The 25497-nt window shown below is 42.7% G+C and carries 23 protein-coding genes; 10 read left to right on the top strand and 13 right to left on the bottom strand.

The window, feature by feature from the left end; translation table 11 throughout:
- The 4 genes from OD355_RS07405 to prmA form a co-directional block, all read right to left on the bottom strand.
- Positions 1-522: a hypothetical protein gene (locus OD355_RS07405; protein ID WP_263037825.1), complete on the bottom strand. Its 522-nt coding sequence runs from the start codon at positions 520-522 to the stop codon at positions 1-3.
- Positions 523-769: 247 nt separating this feature from the next.
- Positions 770-1588 (bottom strand): M48 family metallopeptidase, encoded by an 819-nt coding sequence (locus tag OD355_RS07400; RefSeq protein ID WP_263037824.1) that lies wholly within the window; start codon positions 1586-1588, stop codon positions 770-772.
- Positions 1589-1730: 142 nt separating this feature from the next.
- On the bottom strand, positions 1731-2411 hold the full coding sequence (plsY, locus tag OD355_RS07395; RefSeq protein ID WP_263037823.1) for a glycerol-3-phosphate 1-O-acyltransferase PlsY: 681 nt from the start codon (positions 2409-2411) through the stop codon (positions 1731-1733).
- 96 nt (positions 2412-2507) lie between these two features.
- Positions 2508-3326 carry a 50S ribosomal protein L11 methyltransferase gene (gene prmA / locus OD355_RS07390; protein ID WP_263037822.1) on the bottom strand — a complete coding sequence of 273 codons (819 nt, stop codon included), beginning with the start codon at positions 3324-3326 and terminating at the stop codon, positions 2508-2510.
- Positions 3327-3393: 67 nt separating this feature from the next.
- On the opposite strand from prmA, the gene OD355_RS07385 reads away from it, so the two are divergent.
- From OD355_RS07385 to OD355_RS07365, 5 genes are all read left to right on the top strand, one after another.
- Positions 3394-4347 (top strand): class I SAM-dependent methyltransferase, encoded by a 954-nt coding sequence (locus OD355_RS07385; protein ID WP_263037821.1) that lies wholly within the window; start codon positions 3394-3396, stop codon positions 4345-4347.
- 63 nt (positions 4348-4410) lie between these two features.
- A complete protein-coding gene (locus tag OD355_RS07380) occupies positions 4411-5724 on the top strand; it encodes a porin (protein ID WP_263037820.1) in 1314 nt (437 codons plus the stop codon).
- A 74-nt stretch (positions 5725-5798) separates the two neighbouring features.
- The gene (locus OD355_RS07375; RefSeq protein ID WP_263037819.1) at positions 5799-6356 is read left to right on the top strand and encodes a hypothetical protein; all 558 of its coding nucleotides are present in this window, start codon (positions 5799-5801) and stop codon (positions 6354-6356) included.
- Between the two features lie 30 nt (positions 6357-6386).
- On the top strand, positions 6387-7238 hold the full coding sequence (locus OD355_RS07370; RefSeq protein WP_263037818.1) for a fructosamine kinase family protein: 852 nt from the start codon (positions 6387-6389) through the stop codon (positions 7236-7238).
- 105 nt (positions 7239-7343) lie between these two features.
- Positions 7344-9251 carry a S9 family peptidase gene (locus OD355_RS07365; protein WP_263037817.1) on the top strand — a complete coding sequence of 636 codons (1908 nt, stop codon included), beginning with the start codon at positions 7344-7346 and terminating at the stop codon, positions 9249-9251.
- Between the two features lie 361 nt (positions 9252-9612).
- Here OD355_RS07365 and OD355_RS07360 read toward each other — a convergent pair whose 3' ends face one another.
- The 7 genes from OD355_RS07360 to OD355_RS07330 form a co-directional block, all read right to left on the bottom strand.
- A complete protein-coding gene (locus OD355_RS07360; protein ID WP_263037816.1) occupies positions 9613-9930 on the bottom strand; it encodes a heavy metal-binding domain-containing protein in 318 nt (105 codons plus the stop codon).
- A 148-nt stretch (positions 9931-10078) separates the two neighbouring features.
- Positions 10079-11065: a pyruvate dehydrogenase complex E1 component subunit beta gene (locus tag OD355_RS07355; RefSeq protein WP_263037815.1), complete on the bottom strand. Its 987-nt coding sequence runs from the start codon at positions 11063-11065 to the stop codon at positions 10079-10081.
- A gap of 127 nt (positions 11066-11192) precedes the next feature.
- Positions 11193-12830 carry an L-glutamate gamma-semialdehyde dehydrogenase gene (gene pruA, locus OD355_RS07350; protein WP_263037814.1) on the bottom strand — a complete coding sequence of 546 codons (1638 nt, stop codon included), beginning with the start codon at positions 12828-12830 and terminating at the stop codon, positions 11193-11195.
- Between the two features lie 77 nt (positions 12831-12907).
- Positions 12908-13225, bottom strand: a complete 318-nt coding sequence (locus OD355_RS07345; protein ID WP_263037813.1) for a DUF3467 domain-containing protein — start codon at positions 13223-13225, stop codon at positions 12908-12910.
- A gap of 62 nt (positions 13226-13287) precedes the next feature.
- Entirely contained in the window at positions 13288-14091 is an 804-nt protein-coding gene (locus tag OD355_RS07340) for a universal stress protein (RefSeq protein WP_263037812.1), read from the bottom strand.
- A 136-nt stretch (positions 14092-14227) separates the two neighbouring features.
- Positions 14228-14713: a cytidine deaminase gene (locus tag OD355_RS07335; protein WP_263037811.1), complete on the bottom strand. Its 486-nt coding sequence runs from the start codon at positions 14711-14713 to the stop codon at positions 14228-14230.
- A 68-nt stretch (positions 14714-14781) separates the two neighbouring features.
- Positions 14782-16299: a S26 family signal peptidase gene (locus OD355_RS07330; RefSeq protein ID WP_263037810.1), complete on the bottom strand. Its 1518-nt coding sequence runs from the start codon at positions 16297-16299 to the stop codon at positions 14782-14784.
- Between the two features lie 356 nt (positions 16300-16655).
- Here OD355_RS07330 and OD355_RS07325 point away from each other — a divergent pair, with 356 nt between their 5' ends.
- Positions 16656-17603, top strand: coding sequence for a PstS family phosphate ABC transporter substrate-binding protein (locus OD355_RS07325; protein WP_263037809.1), 948 nt, complete (start codon positions 16656-16658; stop codon positions 17601-17603).
- Between the two features lie 120 nt (positions 17604-17723).
- Complete coding sequence (locus tag OD355_RS07320; RefSeq protein ID WP_263037808.1) at positions 17724-18284, top strand: thioredoxin family protein; 561 nt, start codon at positions 17724-17726, stop codon at positions 18282-18284.
- A 9-nt stretch (positions 18285-18293) separates the two neighbouring features.
- Here OD355_RS07320 and OD355_RS07315 read toward each other — a convergent pair whose 3' ends face one another.
- Positions 18294-19079, bottom strand: a complete 786-nt coding sequence (locus OD355_RS07315; RefSeq protein ID WP_263037807.1) for an SDR family oxidoreductase — start codon at positions 19077-19079, stop codon at positions 18294-18296.
- A 595-nt stretch (positions 19080-19674) separates the two neighbouring features.
- On the opposite strand from OD355_RS07315, the gene OD355_RS07310 reads away from it, so the two are divergent.
- Entirely contained in the window at positions 19675-20280 is a 606-nt protein-coding gene (locus tag OD355_RS07310) for a hypothetical protein (RefSeq protein ID WP_263037806.1), read from the top strand.
- Positions 20281-20863: 583 nt separating this feature from the next.
- On the opposite strand, the gene lpdA is transcribed toward OD355_RS07310, so the two are convergent.
- Entirely contained in the window at positions 20864-22273 is a 1410-nt protein-coding gene (lpdA, locus tag OD355_RS07305) for a dihydrolipoyl dehydrogenase (protein ID WP_263037805.1), read from the bottom strand.
- Between the two features lie 521 nt (positions 22274-22794).
- On the opposite strand from lpdA, the gene OD355_RS07300 reads away from it, so the two are divergent.
- Both OD355_RS07300 and ligA read left to right on the top strand, forming a co-directional pair.
- Complete coding sequence (locus OD355_RS07300; RefSeq protein WP_263037804.1) at positions 22795-23292, top strand: OmpA family protein; 498 nt, start codon at positions 22795-22797, stop codon at positions 23290-23292.
- A gap of 86 nt (positions 23293-23378) precedes the next feature.
- Complete coding sequence (gene ligA / locus OD355_RS07295; protein WP_263037803.1) at positions 23379-25466, top strand: NAD-dependent DNA ligase LigA; 2088 nt, start codon at positions 23379-23381, stop codon at positions 25464-25466.
- Positions 25467-25497: the final 31 nt, after the last annotated feature.

Genomic DNA, 25497 nt, shown 5'->3' with positions numbered 1-25497 from the left:
TTAATTCTTCTGCAACCTGCCGGTAGCCTTCAATGCATTGATAAATAAAATATTTTCCCGTTGTTCTTTGATGCGTACATGCGTACCAAACTCAGGCATTCCCTTTAAAAGCAACTGTTTAGTACTTCCTACATTCAGCAACCCATACGTGGCGCAGCCGGATGGTGAAGACTTGTCCATGATGTACCCGGTAACAACCGGCTTGCGGTCTACTGCCAGGGCAAATTGTAATCCCCTGTCTTTTGAAGGTTTTAGGTTAGCCATTTTCTGGGCCCCACTTTCCGAAAATGTAAATTCATGTGTAGCTACATTATAAGCCACAATCTCTTCATCTTTGATAAGAGGATCGGGATTAAGATCCTGGTAGCTTACAAAAAACTGTCCGTTGGTACATTTCTCATCCAATTGCGGCACGATCCTGTTTAACAGGTAAATTTCAATTTTATTTTTCGTCTGAGCAAAAGCTGAAGAGCCCGCCAGCAATAACAGCAATCCTATCAGTGTAATCTTAATGTTTTTCATGAAAAAATATTTATAAAAATAAAGTGAGTTATATTTCAAAGGTAAAGATATTTAACGCTCCTATTAGACTTCCTTAGTTATTGATATGTTTAAAATTTACCGGAAAGAAAACGGCGCAATATAAAACATAATTAATCGCCTGAAATTGACCTGTTTACAGATGCTGCAGCGCGGGTAAATTGTAAAAAATAAGAGAGGCTGACCTTTTGGGACAGCCTCTGGTATATATACAAAATCAAGAAACGAATTAGTTAGACATTGGCCTGTAATACTTCATAGCTTCGGGTACTATTTTCTGAAGATCCCTGATGCGCTGTTCGTTGGTTGGGTGCGACCTGAGTATCGTTGGGACATTAGATGATCCTCCAGCCTGCGCCATTCTTGTCCAGAATGGGATGGCTTCCTGGGGGTTATAGCCTGCCAATGCTGCAAAGCGTAAGCCATAGCGGTCAGCTTCTGATTCCTGTGCACGGGAGTTAGGCAAGATCATGGTAGTCGTAGCAACAGGTGCATATACTGCTCCGAAAATATTTCCCAGCGCCTGATTTTGTGAACCGATAACAGCGCCGGCAATTTGTCCGCCATATTGTGCAGCAACAGCGCGGCTCATTCTTTCAGAGCCATGTTGCAAGATAGCATGTGCAATTTCATGCCCCATTACAACAGCTACACCTGCTTCGTTTTGCGCCACCGGTAAAAGGCCTGTGTAGATCACCACTTTACCTCCCGGCATACAAAATGCATTTACATCTTTTCCCTGCACCAGGTTAAATTCCCATTTATACCCTTGTAATTCTTTTCCTAAACCCTGCTGCGTATAGTACTGGGTAATGGCGTTAGCGATCCTCTTCCCCACGCGCTGTACCATTGCATATTCTTTGCTCATAGAGCTGTTTGCAGTTACCACGTTATTCTCAGCCAGAAACTGCCTGTATTGGGTTACAGCCATTTCCTGCAACTGTGATTCTGAGACTATATTAAGCTGGTTTCTGCCTGTGATCGCATTCCTGGAACATCCTGTTAAAACAAAAGCTCCTATAAGCGATCCTAGTAATAATTTTTTCATGATGTGTTGCTTTTAAAGTTATATAATTGTAGCAAAACAATATTTGTACCAAAAAATGTTGATCTCTAACAAAGCCTTCGATCGGTAGTTTTAAAAAACCGGTGAGGTCTCCGGCAATAAAATATTCAATACAATCTATGGGTTAATCTCCGTCGTTCAGGTTTTGCCGACGGTTTTTCCTGGCTTTTCTCCTGTCTCTATGTTTTAAAATGGGTACCTTATTTTCCGTGCCCTGCAGAAGGCGGTTGATGTTTTTCTGATGCGTTAATACGATCATCAAAGCTACCACCACCGAAAAAACTTTATAGGATTGAGCCTCTACATTAAAAATAAAAAGAATAAAAACCGCAAAAGCAATGCCTGCGAGTATAGAGCTTAAAGAAACAAAGCGTGTAAGAAATAATACCAGCAGAAATACTGCTGCACAACACATGGCTACCAAAGGCTGAATGGCTATTACCATGCCGAACAGGGTTGCCACACCTTTTCCTCCTTTAAAATTTGCCCAGACAGGGAATATATGCCCCAACACTGCTGTAAGCCCCAAACCGATCATAAAATTCACGCGCATGATCTCGGCATCTGCACCAACATATTTTGGCAAAAATATAAAAAGCGAAGTAGCCAGGAAGCCTTTCAATACATCCATGATCATTACAATAGTACCCCATTTCTTACCCAGCACACGGAAAGTATTGGTAGCGCCGGCATTGCCACTGCCGTATTCCCGGATATCAATGCCGAAAAAATGTCTGGATATCCATACCGAGGACGGTACAGAACCAATAAGATAGGCTAATATGATTAATAATAATTCCTGCATCAATGCTAAAATTAAACAGTTAGTGTTAGACTAAGATACAAAAATATGGTAAAATCGTAAATAAAAGCTTACAATACATTTAACGTATACCCAATATTATATTTGCCCAAATACCAGCGCAATCCATTGTAGCTTATTGCTTCCTGATATTTTTTGCAGTTGATACTTTAAAGCTTCCGCTACAATATCCTGCTCGTCTTCCCGGAGCAATCCGCTCATAAGCAGCGTACCGCCATATTTAAGCTGCGAAGCTAACACCGCCATATTTTCCAGCAATACGTTTTTATTGATGTTGGCCAGTATAATATCAAATTGCTGATTTACGGCAGCAGTGTCTGCCCTCTTCACAGTTATTTGTGTACAATGATTTTTATCTGCATTCTCTTTGGCATTTTCTATTGACCACTCATCGTTGTCAATGGCCGTCACGGATTCGGCGCCCAGTTTTTCAGCAAGTATTGCCAGCACGCCGGTGCCTGTGCCAAAGTCAAAAATATGTTTACCAGCAAAATCAAGCTTTGACATTTGCTCAATCATCATAAAGGTGGTGGCATGGTGGCCGGTGCCGAAACTCATTTTAGGTGTGATCAATATTTCATGCTGCACATTTTTGAATGGCTGATGAAAGTGTGCACGGATGCCTGCAAAATCACCAACGGTCACAGCATCAAAATTCGATTCCCACAGGGCATTCCAGTTTGTCTCTTGGATGTCTTCTTCTGTGTAGCTGAACTCATGCAATCCGGCTAACTGCTGCAAACGCTTCATATCTACAGAGGATGCATTACCAAACGCTTTCAGTTCATTTTCACTTTCTTCAAACCCGTCAAAGCCTGTACAAGACAGCAAAGCGATCAGTAAATCTCTGCGTTCCGGCGTTAATTCTGCTATTTTTATTTGTTTATAATGCTGCATGTTTTGTAGAGTTCATTTCAAAAATACTGTTTTTTGTTTTTCGGCTTTAATAAAAGATTTTTGCAGTATGAACACAGGGAAATATTCGATGTTTGAAAACCGGCTGCAGAAAGTGTATAAGCACAAAAGCAAACTGGCACGGAGGCAAAACATTTCGTGCTACCGTGTTTATGATCATGACCTGCCCGAGTTTCCGTTCAGCATAGAACTTTACGGTGATAAAGTATATGTAGCCGAATACCTGCGCCGGCACGGGATGGACGAAGAAGTGCATGAACAGTGGCTTGGCGAATGTTTACAGACCATCGCACAAATATTGAATGTGCCGGAAGAAAAAATTTTTGTGCGCCAGAGAAGAACAATGTCTCACCGGGTAGCAGGCGCTCAATACCAGAAAGCCGAGGAGGAAGAAAGCCATTCCTTTACGGCAGAAGAAAACAATTTAAAGTTTAAAGTCAACCTTACCGATTACCTGGATACAGGACTATTTCTTGATCACCGCGTTACACGCAGCATGGTGATGCAAGAAAGCAGCGGTAAGGATGTGCTGAATTTGTTTTGTTACACCGGTTCATTCTCTGTATACGCAGCCGCGGGAAATGCAGCAAGCATTACATCAGTAGACCTTTCAAAAACTTACCTGGCATGGGCACAGGAAAATTTTAAGCTTAATAATTTCTCCGACAAAAACTATTATTTTATACATGCAGATGTAAAGCAATACCTGAAAACATTGCAGCCCTGTAGCTTTGACCTCATAGTAATGGATCCGCCTACTTTCAGCAACAGCAAACGCATGAAAGATTTTCTTGAGATACAGAGCGATCACACTGAACTTATCAATGATTGTCTGCGGTCTTTAAAAGATAATGGCGTAATTTATTTCAGTACCAACTACACCAAATTTGCATTAGATGAACAAAATATTCGTGCAGCTAAAATAAAAGACATTACCAAAGCTACTACCCCGTTTGATTTTGAAGGCAAACTAAAAAGATGGTGTTATAAAATATGGAAATAAAATTTCAGTTACAATTGCGTGTTTTGTACTTTTGCCATCCTTAAAAATTTAAAACTTTCTGAGATGAAGTACGCAGTTTTATTCACTTTTTTGTTATTCTCAGTGATCAGCGGATATAGCCAGCGCTTACTTACAGACGTAGTAGATACCATAGTTTTAAAAGGCAGGCAGGTAAAGATCATTGATGATGAAGTAAGCAACCTTTCTTTCTCAGGGTACATGCAACCGCAGTTTCAAGTAGCGCAGCAAAAGGGCGTGGATGCAGATTACCAGGGCGGCGCTTTTGCAGAAAATTCGGATAACCGCTTCAGGTTGAGGAGAGGACGCTTAAGGGCAGACTATGTGCACTTTCACAAAGATGGTTCGCCCGCTACATTTTTTGTTTTCCAGTTCGATGGTACAGAGCAGGGCGTGAATATCAGGGATTTCTGGGGAAGGTATTACGAAAACAAGCTGCATTTGTTTTCTTTGACCGCAGGCGTGATGGCGCGGCCTTTTGGCTTTGAGCTGCAATTAAGTTCTTCCCAGAGAGAAGCAGCAGAGCGCGGGCGCATGTCGCAGATATTGATGAAGACCGAGCGCGACCTGGGAGTTGAACTTTCCATTAACCCGCGTAAGGCCAAAAACTTTTTAAAGCATGTGCAGTTAGATTTTGCAGTTTATAACGGCCAGGGACTTTCAGGACCAAGAGAATTCGACAATAAAAAAGACATCGTTACCAGGCTCTCTGCAAAACCTGTGGAAATAGCTCCTTTAAACAACCTGGCCATAGGCGGCGGCGTCAGCGCTTTGTTGGGCGGCATTGTAAGCGAAGCGCCTGAATATTATGCTATGCAACAAACCGGCAATACCTGGGGCATGCAGCTGCAAAGCGGCGATAATACCCAAAAGTTTGCACCACGCAAATATTACGGCGCTGATATAGCAATAGAAACCGCTTCAAAGAACTGGAAAACAGAAATGAGGGCAGAATATATTTTTGGATTGCAAACAGGAACTAAAGACCACTCCTCTACTCCCGGCAGTTACCCTGTAAACAATAACATAAAACAACCCCTATACACCCGTCCTTTTGACGGCGCTTATTTTAACCTGGTACAGAATATTGCAGGCAAAAAAAACCAGTTGGTACTGAAGTACGACTGGTACGACCCCAACACCAAAGTCAGTGGCCGGGAAATTGATAAAACCTATGGCCTCTCCAAAGCTGATATACGCTATAACACAATAGGCATGGGCTTTCTGAGGCACATCAACAATCACTTAAAGATTCTATTCTGGTATGATCATATCAGAAATGAAGCAACCAGCATCGCGGGCTTCGAGCAGGATGTAAAAGACAATATCTTCACGCTCAGGACACAATTTATGTTTTAATATTTTTTTGAATATGTAAATATTGTAGCGTAATTTTAAAGGGTTAACATTTTATCTTATAAAAACCTTTTTTAATGAAAAAGTATTACGCAGTATTTCTGTTTATTTTTTTAAGTTGTTTTCAGTTGAATGCACAACTAATGGCAGAGGATATAAACTCTCCTGAAACTGAAAAAATCAACCTGGGTATCGGTGTGGGATTTGAGTATGGCAACATCGGCGCCAACCTTCTTTTTTATCCGCAAAAGAATATAGGCCTGTTCGCCGGTGGCGGTTACAATCTCTTAGGATTCAGTTACAACGCGGGGCTGAAGGGAAGATTCTTTATAAATGAAACCAGTCGCGTAGTACCTTTTCTGACAGCCATGTATGGCAATAATTCCACAGTAGTGATTAAAGATGCCCACAATCTCAGCAAGGCGTTTTACGCGCCGACATTTGGTGCAGGTGTAGACTGGTATCCGGGCAACGGCATCAGGAAACATTATATTTCATTGGCTTTGAATGTACCTGTCAGGGGTGATGAGCCAGAAGCATACAGAACATACCTTAAGCAGCAAAAAGGTGTGGAATTTAAGAATGAGTTCAGCCCTGTAGGCTTCTCCGTCGGCTACCGTTTCAGGTTAAATTAACTATCACAACACTACTTTTTGCAGGATAACATGGACGTACAGCAAATAATTTCAGCCATCGGGTTACAAGTAATAAACCATCTGCCCGTGTATGGCGGCGACATCAATAAAACATATCGCCTGCAAACTGCTGATGAAATTTTTTTCCTGAAAGTAAATGACAGCGCAGCTTTCCCGGAGATGTTCCGAAAGGAAGCTGAAGGGCTTACTGCGCTGAGAAAACACTTTTCACTTACAGTGCCGGAAGTTTTAAAACATGGCGAAGCGGCGGGCAAACAATACCTGCTAATGAACTTCATTGAAAAAGGATCGCCGCAAAAGCACTTCTGGCAAAGCTTCGGCACTGCGCTTGCAGAAATGCATAAAAAGCCTGATGCCTGTTTTGGCTGGTACGAAAACAATTACATAGGCAGCATAATTCAAAGCAATGAACAAACAACAAGCTGGCAGCAATTTTATGGCGGAATGCGCATCCTGCCTTTGGTACGCCAGCTTTATGACAGCGGCCATTTCAATAAAACGGATGTATTGCAGGCAGAAAAACTATGCAAAGAAGCGGGCAATCTTTTTCCCGAAGAAGCTCCTGCATTGCTGCATGGAGATCTCTGGTCAGGCAACTTCTGTGTGGCAGCAAATGGCAATGCTGCAATTTATGACCCTGCGGTTTATTATGGACACAGGGAAATGGACCTGGGCATGACCAGGCTTTTCGGAGGCTTTGACCGTGCATTTTATGAAGCCTACAATGCCGCCTACCCTTTAGAGCCGGGATGGCGGCAACGCCTTCCGCTGACTCAGCTATACCCCCTGCTGGTACATGCTATTTTATTTGGCGGCCACTATCTGCATAGTGTAAGAAACACCCTGCAGGATTTCAAATAATACAGGCAAGCCTAAAAGCATTATATTTGTTGTGTTTCATGCTAAGGCAGTTTAACTCTATGAGTTGCCTACATGAATTTTGCAAACCATAACGCAATATACATAATGAGATTTTTATTTTTTACATTAGCAATGGTAATAAGTATGAGTGCCGGAGCACAAACTAAATTTACACCGGAAATACTCTGGAAGTTAGGCAGGGTAAGCGGCTTGGGCTTGTCTAAAGACAAGCGGTATGTTTTGTATGAAGTATCCCTGCCAGATATGCAGGATAATAAAATCAATAAAAAAACATACAGGATCTTTATCAACGGCGGTACGCCAGAAGAAGTAACGGACAAGTTTGAATTTATGGCCAATGACCGCATATCGCCAAACGGGCATTTTATTTTAAGCAGCGAAGAGGTAAGGCTGGAAAATGTGATGGGCAAAGACAGGTATGAAGACCTTGATAAAACTACCGGGCAGGTCTACACTTCTCTGAATTACAGGCATTGGGACAAATATTTCAACGGAAATTTTTCGCATGTATTCTACGCTCCTTATAAAGATGGCGTTGCCGGTGAGAAAAAAGATATTATGCCGGGGGAGCCATTCTTTGCACCGCAACAACCTTTTGGCGGCGATGAAGATTTTATCTGGTCGCCGGACAGTAAAAACATTCTTTACGTAAGCAAGAAAAAGTATGGTACCGAATACGCACTAAGCACCAACACAGATATTTTTAGCTACAACTTATCAACTGGCAAAACCACCAATCTCACGCACGCAAACAAAGGTTATGACGTTGCTCCGGACTTTGGCAGGCAGGGAATACTGGCATGGCTGCAAATGAAGCGCGACGGCTACGAAGCCGATAAACAGGACATTGTAGTGATGCACGGAAAAAATACCATCAACCTTACCGGCCATGCAGATCACATACATGTGGATAATTTTAAATGGGCTGAAGACGGCAGAAATATTTTCTTCATTGCACCTGTTGACGGCACTTTGCAGTTGTTTAGCGTAAATGATATCGGGCTAACCAAAGCTACACCTGTGATAAAACAATTAACCAAAGGTGATTTCAATATCAAAAGCATCATTGGCGAAACGGGTTCCGAACTGGTGGTGATGAAAGAAGATTTTAACCGTGCTGCTGAAATCTTTAAAGTAAATCTTGCCACAGGCAAGCTAATGCAGCTTACACATGTGAATGATGATATTTACAAAAATATTGTTCCTTCTCAAACAGAGCGCCGTTGGATAAAAACTACCGATAACAAAAGAATGATGGAGTGGATCGTGTACCCGCCGGATTTTGACCCAAACAAAAAATATCCTGTGCTGCTATACTGCGAAGGCGGCCCGCAATCTGCGCTTACACAATTTTATTCCTTCCGGTGGAACGTACAGGTGATGGCTGCCCAGGGATATATTGTACTATTGCCATCCAGGCGCGGCATGCCCGGTTTTGGCACTGCCTGGAATGAACAGATCAGCAAAGACTGGGGCGGCCAGGTGATAGATGATTACCTCGCTGCCATTGATGATCTGTCTAAGGAAAAATTTGTGGATACAGGGCGGAGGGGCGCAATTGGCGCCAGTTTCGGAGGATATTCCGTGTTTAAATTAGCAGGCTTGCACAACAACCGGTTTAAGACATTTATTGCACATAATGGTGTATTTGATTTTAGAAGCATGTATGGTACTACAGAAGAAATGTGGTTTGCAAACTGGGAATTGGGCGGTCCGTACTGGCAAAAAGATGATGAAAGCATACAGTATACCTATGCGCAATCGCCGAGCAACTTTGTAGATAAATGGAACACGCCTATCTACATTATACAAAACGAAAAAGACTACCGCGTACCTTTTGAGCAGGGGCAGCAGGCATTCCAGGCTGCGCAGTTGAGAGGGATCAAAAGCAAGCTGCTGGTCTTCCCGGATGAGAATCACTGGGTATTGAAGCCGCAGAATGGCCTCCTTTGGCAGAGAGAATTTTTCTCCTGGCTGAAAGAAACGCTGTAATCAAGGTTTGCGTGGTAAAATAGCATACAGGTTTCACACAGAGTAAAGTGAGGTTAAATATCCTCCGCGGCCTTAGCTTCTTCTCTTTGCGCGCTTGGCGTGGAAAAATAATTCAGGTTTCTCGCAGAGGGCGCTAACTTGTGCGCAAGAACGACGCTTTGCGGCATTGATACAATCTTAGCGTTCTTTGATTCTTCTCTTTGCGCGCTTTGCGTGGAAAAATAATTCAACCTTCTCGCAGAGGGCGCTAAGGGGAACGCTGAGAATTCGCAAAGATTAGTGTGATTAATATAAAAGTTCAATCCTCTTCGCACCTTAGCTTCCTTCTCTTTGCGTGGAAAAAATTAAACAGATGCAGAAATTAAATTACCACAGCAGTTCCTGAAACACTCACCATCAGCATGCTGCCGCCTGAACCCAAAACTTCATAATCCACATCAATTCCAATGACAGCATTGGCGCCCATTTGCGCCGCCCTCTGTTCCATTTCACGCAAAGAAGTCTCGCGTGCTTCCGTCAGCACGCCTTCATAAGAACCGGATCTTCCGCCAACAATATCGCGCACGGAAGCAAACAGGTCTTTCACAATATTGGCGCCGATTATTGTCTCACCAAATACAATCCCTTTATGTTCTTTTACCGGATGCCCTTCCACGAAAGTTGTAGTAGTTAATAGCATGTATATGATTTTAAAGCAAGTTACTAAAAATAATTGCTACACGTTTTACCGGAAATAAATAATTTACCATTCGTGAATATCCATCACACATCATCACAAAAAAATCCCGGCAAAAAACTACCGGGATCTTTACATATAGTTTGCTGTATTATTTCTTCATATACATCACGTCTTTCACCAGTTTCACTGTTCTTTCCACGCTTGGCAGGTAGGCTTCTACCAGTGTAGGTGCATAGTGCATAGGCGCATCTGCAGCAGTAATGCGGCGGATAGGAGCATCCAGGTAATCGAAGCCTTCTTTCTGGATCCTGTAAGACACCTCAGAGCTTACGGACGCAAACGGCCATTGCTCTTCCACAATTACCAGCCGGTTTGTTTTCTTCACACTTTCCAGAACGGTTCTCCAATCCAGCGGGCGGATTGTTCTTAAATCTATTACTTCCGCGCTCACCCCTTCTTTTTCGAGTTCTTCGGCAGCCTTTAAAGCTACTTTCATCATTTTATTAAAAGATACGATCGTTACATCTTTCCCCTGCCTTTTTACATCAGCTTTACCCAGCTCAATGTAGTATTCTTCTTCGGGTACTTCAGACTTATCGCCATACATCACCTCGCTCTCCATAAAAATCACCGGGTCTTCTTCATAGCGGATAGCCTGTTTTAATAAACCTTTCGCGTCATAACCGTTGGACACTGATACAACTTTCAATCCGGGTATATTGGCATACAACGCCTCAAAAGCTGTGGAGTGCTGGGCGCCTAACTGGCCGGCGCTGCCGTTTGGCCCTCTGAAAACGATGGGGCAGCCAAGCTGGCCGCCGCTCATTGCCAGCATTTTTGAAGCCGAATTCAGTATCTGATCTAAGGCGAGAACTGCAAAGTTCCAGGTCATAAATTCTACCACGGGACGCAAGCCATTTTGTGCTGCGCCTACGCCAATAGCAGCAAAGCCCAGTTCAGCAATCGGCGTATCGATCACTCTTTTCGGACCGAATTCGGCCAACATGCCCTGGCTCACTTTGTAGGCTCCGTTATATTCGGCAACTTCCTCACCCATTAAGAATACATTCTCATCCCTTCTCATCTCCTCACTCATTGCCTCACGCAAGGCTTCACGAAAAGCTATTTGTCGCATAAATATTAGTTATTAGTTTTAATACAATTTTTTTTATTCGCGTGGCGAAGTTAATAAAAAACTTTTATTCCAAAGAGAATTGCAACGGTTAAATGCAGCGGTGCAAAACATAGTGATTATGCTTGTCTTATGCTTCGTCGCTGGCAAGGAAAGGATAGCCGTAATCCACGGGCGGATCAAAGGTTTCTTTAATGGTCCGCGCACTCAGCCAACGGTATAAATTGATCATGCTGCCTGCCTTATCGTTGGTGCCGGAAGCCCGCGCACCGCCAAACGGCTGCTGTCCTACTACTGCTCCTGTAGGCTTATCGTTGATGTAAAAATTGCCCGCAGCATGGCGTAGTTTCGAGGTTGCCAATGCAATGGCATCCCTGTCGCGCGCTATGATGGAGCCTGTTAACGCATAGGGAGAAGTACCATTTACCAGTTTCAACGTTTCTTCAAATTTATCTGCATCATACACATAGATGGTGAGTACGGGGCCGAATATCTCCTCACACATGGTCACATATTCCGGATCGGAGGTTTCTATGATGGTAGGCTCTATAAAATAGCCTTTGGATTTATCATATTTTCCGCCTGCGATGATCTTTACTTTTTCGTCATTCGATGCGCTGTCTATATAGGCTGCTATTTTATCAAAGCTTTTTTCATCAATTACGGCATTGATAAAGTTGCCGAAATCTTCCACGCCGCCCATTTTGAAAGACTGCACCATTTCCAGCAGTTTTGCTTTGATGTCTTCTGCTATGTTGGATGGCAGGTAAGCCCTGGATGCTGCAGAACATTTCTGTCCCTGGAATTCGAATGCGCCACGTGCCAGCGCTGTAGCGGTAACGGCCACATCAGCCGATTTGTGCACCATTACAAAATCTTTTCCACCGGTCTCGCCTACTATGCGCGGGTATGTTTTATAAACCTGCATGTTGGCGCCGATCGTTTTCCATATCTCGTTAAAAACGCCCGAGGAGCCTGTAAAATGTATGCCTGCAAAATCAGGATGCGAAAACACCACTTTGCCCAAAGTACTACCAGGTACAAACACCAGGTTGATGACGCCGGCAGGCAAGCCCGCTTCCATTAGTATTTTCATAATCCAGGATGCGCTGTACACCTGTGTGTTAGACACTTTCCATACAACCGTATTGCCGCACATAGCCGCACTTGTGGGCAGGTTGCCGGCAATAGCTGTAAAGTTAAACGGCGTTAAGGCCAGCACAAAACCTTCCAGTGCACGCCATTCGGTTCGGTTGTGTACACCGGGCGAGGATACGGGCTGCTGCCTGTAGATCTCGCTGAGGAAATGCACATTATATCTTAAAAAATCTATCAGTTCGCAGGCGCTGTCTATTTCTGCCTGGTAAGCATTCTTGCTCTGACCCAGCATGGTAGCTGCATTGAACTGGTAACGGTATTTGGTTGCAATAAGGTCAGCGGTTTTAAGAAATATGCCTGCGCGGTCTTCCCAGGACATATTTTCCCAGCTTTCTTTTGCCTGCAAGGCTGCGTCAATAGCTGCATTGATCTCCTGCTCGCCGCCTTCGTAATAATGCCCTAATGTATGGCCTATTTCATGCGGAGGATGGATGGAAACCTTTTTAGCGGTTTTTACAAATTCTCCTCCAATAACCATAGGAATATCTAATGTTGTTTGCCTGGCATCTGATAACGCCTTTTTAAGGGCTGCCCTTTCGGGAGAGCCGGGAGCATAGTGCTGTACCGGCTCATTTGCCGGCTGAGGATAATTAAAATAACCTAAGTTCATATTTGCAGTTTATATTTTAAATTGATAATCCACCCGGTATCATTGCTTGCACGGGTGAATGAAGGTACGTGTAATTGCTAAGCCTGTGCCGCAGGCCCGCCAAAGTTCAGCGGCAACTCTATGTCCTGCAGATCGTTGATAGTGCCGTGTTGTGCTTCGTAGTTATTTACATTATCAACAATAGCGCGCATGAGCCTTTTAGCATGCATGGGAGCGAGTATAATTCTTGATTTTACTTTGCTTTTGGGTGTTCCCGGCATTACATTCACAAAGTCAAGTATAAACTCTGCATGGCTGTGTGTAATGATCGCCAGGTTGGAATAATTGCCTTCTGCAACTTCTTCGCTGATCTCAATATTCAATTGGTTAGGGTTGTTCTCCTGATTATTGTCCATAATTTTCTTTTCAACAAAAATACAAAAAGAAAGTTCTTACATCCCCGAAACGAACGTTAATATTACTTTTCGTAAAAAGATAATACCGGGATAGAACTTACTTTGGTAATCTGCCTGCTGCGGCTGTTGTGCCTGAGCCTGTCGAAAAAGCCGTGCTTCTGGGGAATGATCACCAGCCAGTCGAAGTTATTAGCTGAAAGAAAGTTCTGCATGCCTATTTCAAAATTATCAGACTCCCAGGATTCGTACCGCGGGTTCATATCTTTCAGAGCTTCTTTGAGGTTGGCAGGAGGCTCGGCGTATTCATCAACCTTATGCACGTTAAACACCGTTAATTGACCTGAAAATAATTTTGCCCATTCTTTAATGTAATGAAATGGCGTGTTCTCATTTACTTTCTGATAATTCACCGCATAGCAAAGATGCTGTACACCGGCCCATTTAGCATTTTTAGGTACAATCAAAACGGGTACATCAAAGGAGCGCAAGGCAGTAACGGCGGTACTTCCCCAAAGAAAGCTGTCGTTCTCGCCGCTCATGCCAAATACGATCAGGCATGGTTTTATACGCGAAGAAATATCGTTGATACAATCGATGATCCTGCCGATACACGATTGAAATGTTACTTCTACAGAGGGGTTTAATTCTTTGAGCCTTTCCACTTCTGCTACAAGAGATTCCTGGGTATTCTTTTCAATTTCCTCAATATCTATGTATTGCATACCCGAATCGGAAAAAGTAAACGGCACATCAAATGCATGCACCAGTTCCACGGAGGTATGCAGGTGTTTTGCCAGGTCAATGGCATATTCGGAGGCATTCTTTGCCGAAGCGGAAAAATCTGTGGCTACGAGTATTGTATGCATGTTGTAATGTTTATTATCTTAAATGCTATAGCTGCATGTTGCTACGCCTGTCATCATCTTCACTATCACGGTAACAAAACAGTTATATAAAAATACAAAAAATAATTAGATCAAACAGCAGGGCATACTATTTTGACTATTCCATGTCGGTTGCCGTAAAACCAAAAGGCAGCAGAAAGCCTGCTTCGGGTATTACATATACCTTACCGCTTTGCCCGCCGAGAATGACGCGGATTTTCTTTTTCAACCTGTTCTCATATTCTGCAATTGTCTGCCTGCAAATGCCGCAGGGGGATATAGGCTTGTCGTTGGCACCTTTTTCATTGAAATAACTCACCGCCAGCGCTTCAATCGCCACGCCGGGCTGTACAGAAGATATTGTACCCAGCAATGTGCGCTCTGCACAAACGGTTACCGGGAAGCTGGCATTTTCCTGGTTAGCGCCGGTGAGCACTACGCCGTTTTCAAGCAACGCCGCAGCGCCTACATGGAAATGCGAGTACGGCACATAAGCCAGCGCGGTAGCTTCCTTTGCTTTCAGGAGCAACGCCTTATCCTGCTGCGGCAGCTCGTCTATACTGTTGTACTCTTCGTAAGAAAAGTCAATTTTTCTGACTTCCATATTTTATATTTAAACGAAAAAAGTCCCCGTAAAAACAAAGGGACTTCAAATTTAATATATTTTAATGATTATTTAATGCTGCGGAAAATTCTGTTCCAGCGCGGGCCGTTTTGCCAGCTGAACCAGATGAGTGAAGCTTTGCCCACGATATGTGTTTCCGGCACAAAGCCCCAGAAGCGGCTGTCCTGGCTCCGGTGGCGGTTATCCCCCATCATCCAGTAATAATCATAGGCGAAAGTGTATTGGCTGGCGGGCTTGCCGTCAATAATATACTGGCCATTATTTTCAATTAAAGTATGCCCTTCGTAATTTGTTATCAGCCTGCGGTAGATATCTATGTTCTGCGCATTCAGCTCTACAGTAGCGCCTTTTTTAGGGATGTACAAGGGCCCGAAATTGTCGGAAGACCAGCGGTGCGTACCACCGTTCGGGAATATCCATGAGGAAGCTGTGGTATCTACATCAGGTACTATGCTCAATACATTGGGAAGCGTTTTTAATTTATTTACGTCTTCCGGGCGCATCGTTATCCTGAACAGGTTGTTGCCCATCGGCTCAAATTCAGGAGAGTCGGAAGCGTTGACCGGTACCAGCTTTACATGCATTTCATCCTGCAAAAAATCATTCGGTATGCTTTGCCCGTTTGTAGTAACCACATACGCCATCTGAGAATTAGGTGGTACAACCGCGGGCTGACCGTTTATATATAAAATGCTTTCTTTCAGGTAAACCGTATCACCGGGAAGCCCCGTACAGCGCTTGATGTAATTGTCGGTTTTATCCCGTGGATGCACCAGTATATCAGGGTATTCATAGCGAAGCGCTTCCCTGTTGCCATTGAACTGCTCTCTTAATACATCGTAATAAGGCCTTGCGGAGCCAAAGCCTGCTTCGTTAATGATGGTATCTCCTGCCGGAAAATTAAATACAACCACATCATTTCGCTGAACTTTTCCTGCGCCCGGCAATCTTTTATAAGGAAACTTCACCCACTTTACATAAGACGGCCTTGTAGAAGAGCCGGGCATGGTATTGTGTACAAAGGGAAAGCTCAAGGGCGTTTCCGGTATCCGCGCGCCGTAGCTCATTTTATTTACAAAAAGAAAATCATTGATGAGCAGTGTTTTTTCCATGCTGCCTGTAGGTATTACATACGCCTCAAAAATGAAAGTGCGTATAATAGTGGCGGCCACTGTAGCAAAAACGAGGGCATCTATCCATTCCCGCAAAGAGCTCTTTTTGTAATGCTTTACGCCTTCGGGGCCTATCCAGCGTACATCCTTGGAGAACCCAAGGTAGGGCAAATAAGCAAAAGGAGCAAACACGGTAAGGGTATGTGAAAGCAGGTCAAACTTGCCGAAATGCATCACAAAAATAATGGTGATCCAGATGGTAATAAAAATACCGGCAAACGGCAGCAACTGCAGCCAGAACCAGATCTTTTTTATGCCGCACTTCTCAACGATCAGCCAGGTATTATAAAAAGGTATAAAGGCTTTCCAGGGTTCAATGCCTGCTTTCCTGAACATACCGTACATACCCACGTGCCAGCCAATAAAACATATAATTAAGTAGATCCAAAACATGTTTAAATATTAAATATGAAAAGCAAATGTAAATCAATCTTCGCACTTATTATTTCTCCGGTTAAAAACATTTTGTTTTAAGTACTATTACAAACAGCACAGGAATCGGAAAGCAAGTTTTAAAATGCTTTTATGGCAGCACTGATAATTGAATAATAACCACAACGTACACATAAAGAATATTTTTTATTTTTTACAAACCTTCATACATTAGCATACTGTACTGTACAACTTCGCTTAAATGTCTGCTAATGAAATAGCCATAAGCAAAGTTGCATACCAACCGCGGATGAATAAAGGCTATTCCATGCGACCATTAAAAACAGCCGCAAAGCGGCGAATTAAAAATTATACACATGAAAAAAATTATTATTTTGTTGGTTTTGGCAGTTGCACTGATAACTGCCTGTAAAAAAGACAACATCCACTCCGCTCAATTAAGCATTGAGGGTTTAACCAAAGAAAATTACCCTAAGATAGACGGCTCTACATCTACACTGCCATTGCAACAAATTATTGCCTGCAAGCTTTTGCATATGCGTTATGAATGGATGCAGGCCCTGCATTATGACGGTACCTATTTCATAACAGCGGCTGATGGCCAGGATACAGATAAATTTTTGGGTAAAAATATTGTTCATCACGGCACACATCAGGCATATATAAACCTGATTGATAACAAAGCCGACCTTATTCTGGTAGCACGCTTACCATCGGCAGATGAGCTTGCCCATGCAGATACTAAAAATATACATTTTACCATTACGCCTATTGCCTTAGATGCATTTACGTTTATTGTTAACCCTGAAAATCCTGTCAAAATACTTACCACCAAACAAATACAGGATATCTATACCGGCAAAATAAACAACTGGAAAGAAGTAGGCGGAAATGACGCACCGATAAAACCTTATAAGCGAAATACAAACTCGGGGAGCCAGGAATTAATGGAAAGCCTGGTGATGAAAGGTTTAACGATGAACAATTTTCCTGTTGAAGTAATAGGCGGCATGATGGGAGCCTTTTCAAGTGTAGGAAATGACAGGAACGCTCTTTGCTATACTGTTTATTATTATAAAGAAGTAATGGTACGTGGAAATATTGTCAAACACATTTCAGTAGATGGCGTTTATCCTGACAAAAATACCATCAGGCGTAAAGAATACCCTTTTACCACAGAGGTATATGCCGTTGTGCGGGAAGATGTAGATAAAAACTCCCCCGCATATAAACTCTACCAGGCATTGCTCACCAAAAACGGCCAGGAGGTTATCGCAGAAAGCGGATATATACAGATAAAATAACCCTGGTAAAAGCATGCTGTATCTCTTTTTCAATCAATATACAGCACGTGTATTGTATTGTGATATATATCACAAAATGCACGGGACTTATAAATTATATTTGCTTTCAAATTTCCGACAATGCACAACGTAACACCCTACTGGAACAAAGCGATATCTTTGGAAGAATATCTCCGGGACATTGATAATGCCATAGCAGGCAATACCAACCCGGAATATGCCCCTTTCTACGAGTTGAATAAGAAAAGAATTGAACGGCTACTGAAAACTTACCAGCCTTCTGAAGAACAGAAACTGCTGCTTCAATCAAAAGAGTTTAAAGGTAAAGTGCTCATTATATCCGAAGGATGGTGCGGTGATGCGGCACAAAGTGTTCCGGTAGTATACAAGTTCTTCTCTCCGGTTGGCGAAGTAAAAATTATCTACCGTGATACAAATAATTTAATAGATTCTTACCTGACAAACGGCGCCAAGTCAATTCCTGTTGTTTTATTACTTAATGAAAGCAATGATGTTGTAGCCCAATGGGGACCGCGGCCGGCATATGGCGATGAGCTATTAAAAAAATTCAAAACAGATCCAGTAGAATATCCTAAGGAGCAGTTCCTGCAAGACCTCCAGGTGGCTTACAACAAAGACAAAGGCAATGCTATTGCCAATGAATTGCTGTCACTGCTCTGATAACAGGATTTACAGTGATCGCATCAAACCGCCGTCAATAGTAATGTTGGTGCCGGTAATATATGCTGCATATTCGGAAGCAAGGAAGGCAACAAGGTAACCCATTTCTTCGGGCCGGCCTGTACGCCCGGCAGGGATCTGCTGTTCCATTTGCTTAAGCGCATCTTCAAAAGATATATGTTTTTGCGTAGCCTGGCCTTCAATCAGCGACTTCAGGCGTTCTGTAAAAAAGTTGCCGGTTAGAATATTGTTTACCGTAATATTATCTTTAGCAACCTGGCCTGCAAGCGACTTGGCCCATGCTGTAACTGCGCTGCGCATAGCGTTGGACAACACCAGGTTGTCAACAGGCTCCTGCACAGTGCGGGAAGCAAGGTTGATGATCCTGCCCCATTGTTGCCGCTGCATGTGCGGCAGCGCCAGCGATGTTGTAAGTGATGCACTTTGAAATAACAGATCAAATGCCTGGCGGTAATCTTCACTGTTTTTTTCCAGCGCGGTGCCCGCAGCTGGGCCGTTGGTATTATTTACCAGTATATCCACTATATGCTCATTGAAGTAATTGTCAATTTTGCTTTTATAACCCATAAAGTCCGTAAAATCTACCGCGAGATAATCATGCTTCTGATCAAGGTCAACTGCTAACTGAGCGAGTGTATCGCGCAGTTTTTCTTCGTTCCTGGAAACCAGTGTTACAGAGGCCCCTGCCGCCGCAAGCTGCATGGCTATTGCTTTTCCCAACCCGGATGTGGCGCCCCCGACGAACGCTTTCTTATGTTGTAAATGAATGTACATGGAAGTAGTTTTGTGTAAAATAAATCATTTAATTTTAAGGAGGCAAAATCAAACTAACTTTAAAATTTTTATATGAAATAGCCGTAAGAAAGTTGTATGCCAACTGTTAATGAATAAAGGCTATTGCATGTGACGCTTAAACAGCCGCAAAGCGGCGAACTAAAAATTATACACATGAAATAACCATAAGCAAAGTTGGATACCAACCGCGGATGAATAAAGGCTATTCCATGTGACCATTAAAAACAGCCGCAAAGCGGCGAACTAAAAAATATACACATGAAATAACCGTAAAGATTAGGAATCTTTACCAACCGGGAATGATAATAAAGATTAAGGTTTTGGTTATTCCATATGACAAACAGAAAAAATTAAATATTAACACATGAAATAACCATAAGCAAAGTTGCATACCAACCGGGAATGAATATTGAATCTAAAAAAAATGGTTATTCCATGTGGCAACTGAAAAAACAAATAAATATATACACATGAAATAACCGTAAAGATTAGGAATCTATACCAACCGTGAATGAGTATGAATCTAAAAAGCTGGTTATTCCATGTGGCAACAGAAAAAATTAATTATACACACATGAAAATATTATTTTTAGCCATATGCTTGCTTATTATGAATATTGTAGGCTTCGGTCAATTTGAAAAAAGTAAATTAAAAAACTGGCTGCAACAGAATTATGACACAACAATTGCGGTGTACAATTATTCATCCTGGTCACAGGAATTTAATCTAAAAATTATTGCCAAAAATGAAAATAATATTGATTTCTTTTCTTACCAAAACCCATATTCTTTTTACCGGCGCGACAATAAGCATATAAGCGGCATGCAACAAACGGAACTTTCTGCAGAGTATAGCAAAACCGAAGCTGGTAATAACAAGTACCTTAAAAAGCATTCGACAGTTAGCCCCACACAGAATGAATGGAAAATAATTAATAGTACCATCTGGCGTGCGGAGTCTGAGCCTTTAAATTATATATACAGCGAAGATACAAGCGGTAAAAGATCTTATTTTATAATCAATGATGGCCCGCAATATATCATATACCTGCTAAGTAAACACGACGTCACAGCCTTACATTTTTATGCACCTGCACACCTTGAAGAACATAGCCCCGGGAACTTCAACAGGCAAGCTGCTATAAAAGTAATGGAGATTTTAGAGAAATATTGCCGGTAAAGAACTGCAACACTATCACTGACAGGCAAATACTCCTGCAGTTTTCTTTGTGTAACTTGATGCCTCATTGCGCAACTTGCGGTAAAAATTAAAAAATGAAGCACAAAAGTTTTTCACAGGGGTTACAAGCGTAGGCAGTGCCGGGTATCTTCTCCTGAAATAGCAAAACTTCTTTTTTTGCGAACTATCCTTTACGGACTTTGTATAAACAGAATCCTTCTTTTGCGATTGCCGCAAACAACTAAAAGAATCTTATGCTATCAGAAAAAGTACACATTCTCCGTAGCGGGTTAAAATCTGAATTTATCTGTACTTCGTCATGCGCTTCGCTAACATAACGAAGAGCCCGGTTTCTCTTTGTGAAACTTTTCTACATTCTACAACTTTGCGCTAAAAGTAAAACACATAGGTTTATCAAAGGAAGACCGGATAAAGCCTTACCAAGGTATTTGCATAACATAGATTTTTATTCTTCATTATTCTTTTTGACCATTGGCTTTAGAGAATATTAAAAAAACTGCAACATTCCTGTTGCAGCCTTTATATTATCATTGTCAACATTCAATTGACCATTGTCCATTAACTAAATATCTGTTGCCTCACCGTAAGCCATAGCTGTGGCCTCTTTAAAAGCCTCGCTCATAGTCGGATGCGGATGGATGGCATTTAAAATTTCATGTGCCGTAGTTTCCAGTTTGCGTGCCACTACTGCTTCTGCAATCAATTCGGTAACGTTGTAGCCGATCATGTGTGCGCCCAACAGTTCACCATACTTGGCATCGTAAATCACTTTTACAAAGCCTTCCGTAGCGCCCGCTGCCGTAGCCTTGCCGGATGCCACAAACGGGAACTTGCCCACTTTGAGCTCATAGCCGGCTTCTTTTGCCTGGGCTTCCGTCATACCCACCGAAGAAACTTCCGGTATGCAATATGTACAACCGGGAATATTGTTATAATCAATTCCTTCAGGCTGGTGTTCAGACTTTTTATTAATAAAAGCAATATGTTCTGCTGCGTTAATGCCTTCTTTAGATGCCTTATGTGCCAAAGCCTGATGAGGCGTGCAATCTCCTATCGCATATATGCCGGGCACGCTGGTCTGCTGGAATTTATCTACTGTAATGCGGCCTTTGTCAACCTGTATACCCAAAGCTTCCAGTCCCAGGTTTTCTACGTTGGCAGCAATACCCACAGCGCTCAACACGATCTCCGCTTCTACAGTTTTCACCGAGCCGTCTTTTAATTTAATGGTAGAGATGGTCTTATCACCCTGAATATCTACTTTCTCTACGCTTGAGCTGGTCATTACTTCAATGCCCTGCTTCCTGAAACTCTTTTCCAGTTCCTTGGATACGTCTGCATCTTCCACGGGCACAATCCTGTCCAGGAATTCTACAAGCGTTACCTTGGTGCCGATGCTGTTGTAAAAATAGGCAAACTCTGTACCAATAGCTCCGGAGCCTACCACCACCATAGATTCAGGTTTTTTGGGCAGCACCAGCGCTTCGCGGTAGCCGATGATTTTTTTACCGTCCTGCGGAAGATTGGGCAACGCACGGCTTCTGGCGCCTGTAGCTATTACTATATTTTTAGCTTCCAGTGTTTGTTTACCGCCATCAGCAGCAGTTACTTCCACCTGTGTTTTTGATTTCAAAACAGCAGTGCCCATTACCACATCTATCTTATTTTTTTTCATCAGGAACTGAACACCTTTGCTCATTTTGTCTGCTACACCACGGCTTCTTTTTACGATGGCTTCAAAGTCGGCTTCAATTCTTTCAGCTTTCAAACCATATGAGTCTGCATGCTTGAAATAATCATTTACCTGTGCGCTTTTCAACAAAGCTTTGGTAGGAATACATCCCCAATTTAAACAAATACCACCCAGGCTTTCTTTTTCAATGATTGCTACTTTAAGACCTAACTGTGAAGAACGGATTGCAGCAGGATAGCCGCCCGGACCGCTACCTATAACGATAACATCGTATGCCATATTTCAGTGTTTATTTAGAATTTATAATATGCGAAAATAATGTTTTTTATTATAGGGCGCCGGTAAATTATGTGTAAAAATTTAATACTAAAAGATTGGAACGATAATTGCATTTTATAAGGAAAATGAGGAAATTAGAAAATGGAGAGAGGTGAGGTTAATTGACAAATCAGAATTGAGAATAGATAATGCGTAGATGAGGGATAAAACATAGCTGACAAGTTGCTTCATCCTATATCTTTCTCAGGATAATTATAAACTAAAAAACATATACATAAATACTTACGCATGAAATTAGCCATAAGAATGCCGCATATCAACCGCGGATGGACAAAGGCTATTCCATGTGACCATAAAGAAAAAATAAAAAATATACACATGAAAAAATGGTTATTCCATGTGGCAACTGAAAAAACAAATAAATATATACACATGAAATAGCCATAAGCCAAGTTGCATACCAACCGCGAATGAATAAAGGCTATTCCATGTGACCATAAAGAAAAATAAAAAATATACACATGAAAAAGCTACTATTACTACTAAGCGTGGTTACATTGACAGCTATGTCCTGTAAAACCACTCAACAACAGAAACAGCAAGACCTGGCAGCTATTATCGAAAGTATGCGCAACTCTATACCCGGCATTGACATAACCATGATGAACAACAGGGTAAAAGTAATGCTCACAGAAGCAGTTTATTTCAAAGTAGGCTCAGCAGAGATGAATCCAAACGCGCTGGACGAACTCGATGCAATGGCACGCATCCTGAATAAATACTCCAGAACGGTGATTGACCTGAATGGCTATACCGACAACACAGGCACCAAACAGATCAATGAAAAACTGTCTTTTGACCGTGCAGTAAGCGTAAAGAAATACCTGCAACAGCAAAACGTACGTGGAGACAGGATGCACACATTCGGCTATGCCGACAATAATCCTGTAGCTACCAATGATACCCAGGAAGGACGTGCATTGAACAGAAGAGTAGAATTTATAATTTACTACAGATAAATTAAATAACAACAGTTAACAGAGCGCACAAAGTTTATGCTTTGAGCGCTTTTTGTTTTTATATTTGACAACTTAAACAATCACATATGTATTCAAATGAACAGGCACAATTATATACCAGAGAAACGCAATCTTTTTTACAGCCCGAACAGAAAATATCGGAGTTGAATGTAGAACAACTGCGCGATGTGCTGCGCTTTCATGAATACAGGTATTATGTATCTGATGACCCTATGATTGCAGATACGGAATACGATCTGCTCCACAAAAAATTGCAGGCATTTGAAAAAGAAAACCCCGAACTGGTTACCGCCGATTCACCCACACAGCGGGTGGGCGCAGACATTACCGGCGACTTTCTTACGGTGCCGCACCTGGTGCCTATGCTGTCGCTCGAGAATTCCTACAACGCAGAAGACCTGCGCGATTGGGACAGGCGTGTAAAAGAAGGCACCAAAACCGATCAGCCTGAATACAGCGTAGAGCCTAAGTTTGACGGCGCCGGCATTTCGCTGATCTACGAAAATGACAGGCTGGTGCGCGGCACTACACGAGGCGACGGCATCCGCGGGGAAGACATTACCCAAAACATCAAACAAATACGCTCCGTACCGCTGCGGGCCCCATTTTCAAAATACAACATCCAGCAGATAGAAATACGCGGCGAAGTGATGATGTCCAAAAAATCTTTTGAAGCTTTTAACGAAAAAGTAATGGCAGCCGGCGGCACCATACTGGCCAATCCCCGCAATGCCGCCAGCGGCAGCCTGCGCATGAAAAATTCAAAAGCAGTGGCAGAAAGAAACCTGAATGCATTTTTATACCATGTAAGCGATTATACCTTATCCGGGCCAAAACCTGAAGCGCTTTCCACCCATTCCGGATCGCTGCAGATGCTGTGGGATTGCGGCTTCCGCGCGCCCAAGAAAGAACTGCATGTCTATAAAAACATTGATGAGGTGATAGCGCACGTAACAGATTATGAAGAAATGCGCGATACACTGCCCTATGAAATAGACGGCATGGTGCTGAAAGTAAACAACCTGGCTTTGCAGGATAAATTAGGCATGACCTCGCACCATCCCAGGTGGGCCATTGCTTTTAAATTCAAGGCAAGGCAGGCTACAACCGTATTGCGCCAGGTGGAATTCCAGGTGGGAAGAACCGGCGCTGTAACACCCGTTGCGAAAGTAGATCCTGTGTTTATAGGAGGCGTAACGGTGAGTTCCGTTTCATTGTTCAATGAAGATATTATTCGCGAAAAAGATTTATGCATTGGGGATACGGTGCTGGTAGAGCGGGCAGGCGACGTAATTCCCAATATTATAAAAGCACAGAAAGATGCCAGGACAGGAGCTGAGCGATGCATTATATTCCCAAAAGATTGCCCGGTTTGCGGGGCAGAACTGCACAAGCCTGAAGGTGAAAGCGTTTGGCGCTGTGTAAATGCCAATTGCGAAGCGCAGGTAGTGGAAAGGCTGATACATTTTGTAAGCAAAAATGCTATGGACATCCGCAGCTTCGGCGAGGCCAATGTGCGGAAGTTTTACGACTTAGGCCTGCTAAAAACTATACCTGATATTTACCGGATCGACTTTATGAAAATAGCGCAGTTAGCGGGTTTCGGCAAAAAATCAATTGAAAACCTGCAGAAAGCTATTGAGAAAAGTAAAACTCAGTCGCTCAACAGGATCATATTTGCACTGGGCATACGCTACGTAGGCGAAACAACTGCAAAAGTACTGGCCAACAACGTACAAAGCCTGTGGGAGCTGAAAGATTTTACAGAAGAGCAACTGATGCAGCTGGAAGACATCGGGCCGAAAGTAGCATCAGGCATCGTTGATTTCTTTGATACGGAGGAAACTATCGCCATGCTGAAGGAACTGGAAGCCGCAGGGGTACAGTTTACAAAAGCAAGCAGCGAAAAGAAAAGCGGCGACCTGCCTTTTGAAGGTACAACCTTTCTGTTCACCGGCACATTAACGGCGCTTACAAGAAGTGAAGCTGAAGAAAAAGTGGAAGCATTAGGCGGTAAAATACTGAGCGGCGTTTCCTCTAAGTTAAATTACCTCGTTGCTGGCGCAGAAGCGGGAAGCAAGTTGGAAAAAGCCAAAAAGCTCAACACTGTAAAGATTATTACAGAAAATGCATTTCTGAAAATAATTGAATAACCTGGCGAAACCGCCTGCCAATGTTTATTTA

Source organism: Haoranjiania flava (genome assembly GCF_025631005.1).
Classification (GTDB): Bacteria; Bacteroidota; Bacteroidia; order Chitinophagales; family Chitinophagaceae; genus Haoranjiania; species Haoranjiania flava.
The sequence above is the reverse complement of the archived record's forward strand: the minus strand, read 5'-3'. Positions and strand labels throughout refer to the sequence as shown.

Bases quoted from the DNA above. Each gene is read 5' to 3' on its own strand.
- lpdA (WP_263037805.1), bottom strand. From the start codon at position 22,273: ATGGCATACGATGTTATCGTTATAGGTAGCGGTCCGGGCGGCTATCCT.
- OD355_RS07360 (WP_263037816.1), bottom strand. From the start codon at position 9,930: ATGCTATTAACTACTACAACTTTCGTGGAAGGGCATCCGGTAAAAGAA.
- prmA (WP_263037822.1), bottom strand. From the start codon at position 3,326: ATGCAGCATTATAAACAAATAAAAATAGCAGAATTAACGCCGGAACGC.
- OD355_RS07310 (WP_263037806.1), top strand. From the start codon at position 19,675: ATGAAAATATTATTTTTAGCCATATGCTTGCTTATTATGAATATTGTA.
- OD355_RS07385 (WP_263037821.1), top strand. From the start codon at position 3,394: ATGAACACAGGGAAATATTCGATGTTTGAAAACCGGCTGCAGAAAGTG.
- OD355_RS07315 (WP_263037807.1), bottom strand. From the start codon at position 19,079: ATGTACATTCATTTACAACATAAGAAAGCGTTCGTCGGGGGCGCCACA.
- OD355_RS07330 (WP_263037810.1), bottom strand. From the start codon at position 16,299: ATGTTTTGGATCTACTTAATTATATGTTTTATTGGCTGGCACGTGGGT.
- ligA (WP_263037803.1), top strand. From the start codon at position 23,379: ATGTATTCAAATGAACAGGCACAATTATATACCAGAGAAACGCAATCT.
- OD355_RS07325 (WP_263037809.1), top strand. From the start codon at position 16,656: ATGAAAAAAATTATTATTTTGTTGGTTTTGGCAGTTGCACTGATAACT.
- OD355_RS07375 (WP_263037819.1), top strand. From the start codon at position 5,799: ATGAAAAAGTATTACGCAGTATTTCTGTTTATTTTTTTAAGTTGTTTT.
- OD355_RS07365 (WP_263037817.1), top strand. From the start codon at position 7,344: ATGAGATTTTTATTTTTTACATTAGCAATGGTAATAAGTATGAGTGCC.
- OD355_RS07335 (WP_263037811.1), bottom strand. From the start codon at position 14,713: ATGGAAGTCAGAAAAATTGACTTTTCTTACGAAGAGTACAACAGTATA.
- OD355_RS07320 (WP_263037808.1), top strand. From the start codon at position 17,724: ATGCACAACGTAACACCCTACTGGAACAAAGCGATATCTTTGGAAGAA.
- OD355_RS07400 (WP_263037824.1), bottom strand. From the start codon at position 1,588: ATGAAAAAATTATTACTAGGATCGCTTATAGGAGCTTTTGTTTTAACA.
- plsY (WP_263037823.1), bottom strand. From the start codon at position 2,411: ATGCAGGAATTATTATTAATCATATTAGCCTATCTTATTGGTTCTGTA.
- OD355_RS07405 (WP_263037825.1), bottom strand. From the start codon at position 522: ATGAAAAACATTAAGATTACACTGATAGGATTGCTGTTATTGCTGGCG.
- pruA (WP_263037814.1), bottom strand. From the start codon at position 12,830: ATGAACTTAGGTTATTTTAATTATCCTCAGCCGGCAAATGAGCCGGTA.
- OD355_RS07340 (WP_263037812.1), bottom strand. From the start codon at position 14,091: ATGCATACAATACTCGTAGCCACAGATTTTTCCGCTTCGGCAAAGAAT.
- OD355_RS07300 (WP_263037804.1), top strand. From the start codon at position 22,795: ATGAAAAAGCTACTATTACTACTAAGCGTGGTTACATTGACAGCTATG.
- OD355_RS07355 (WP_263037815.1), bottom strand. From the start codon at position 11,065: ATGCGACAAATAGCTTTTCGTGAAGCCTTGCGTGAGGCAATGAGTGAG.
- OD355_RS07370 (WP_263037818.1), top strand. From the start codon at position 6,387: ATGGACGTACAGCAAATAATTTCAGCCATCGGGTTACAAGTAATAAAC.
- OD355_RS07345 (WP_263037813.1), bottom strand. From the start codon at position 13,225: ATGGACAATAATCAGGAGAACAACCCTAACCAATTGAATATTGAGATC.
- OD355_RS07380 (WP_263037820.1), top strand. From the start codon at position 4,411: ATGAAGTACGCAGTTTTATTCACTTTTTTGTTATTCTCAGTGATCAGC.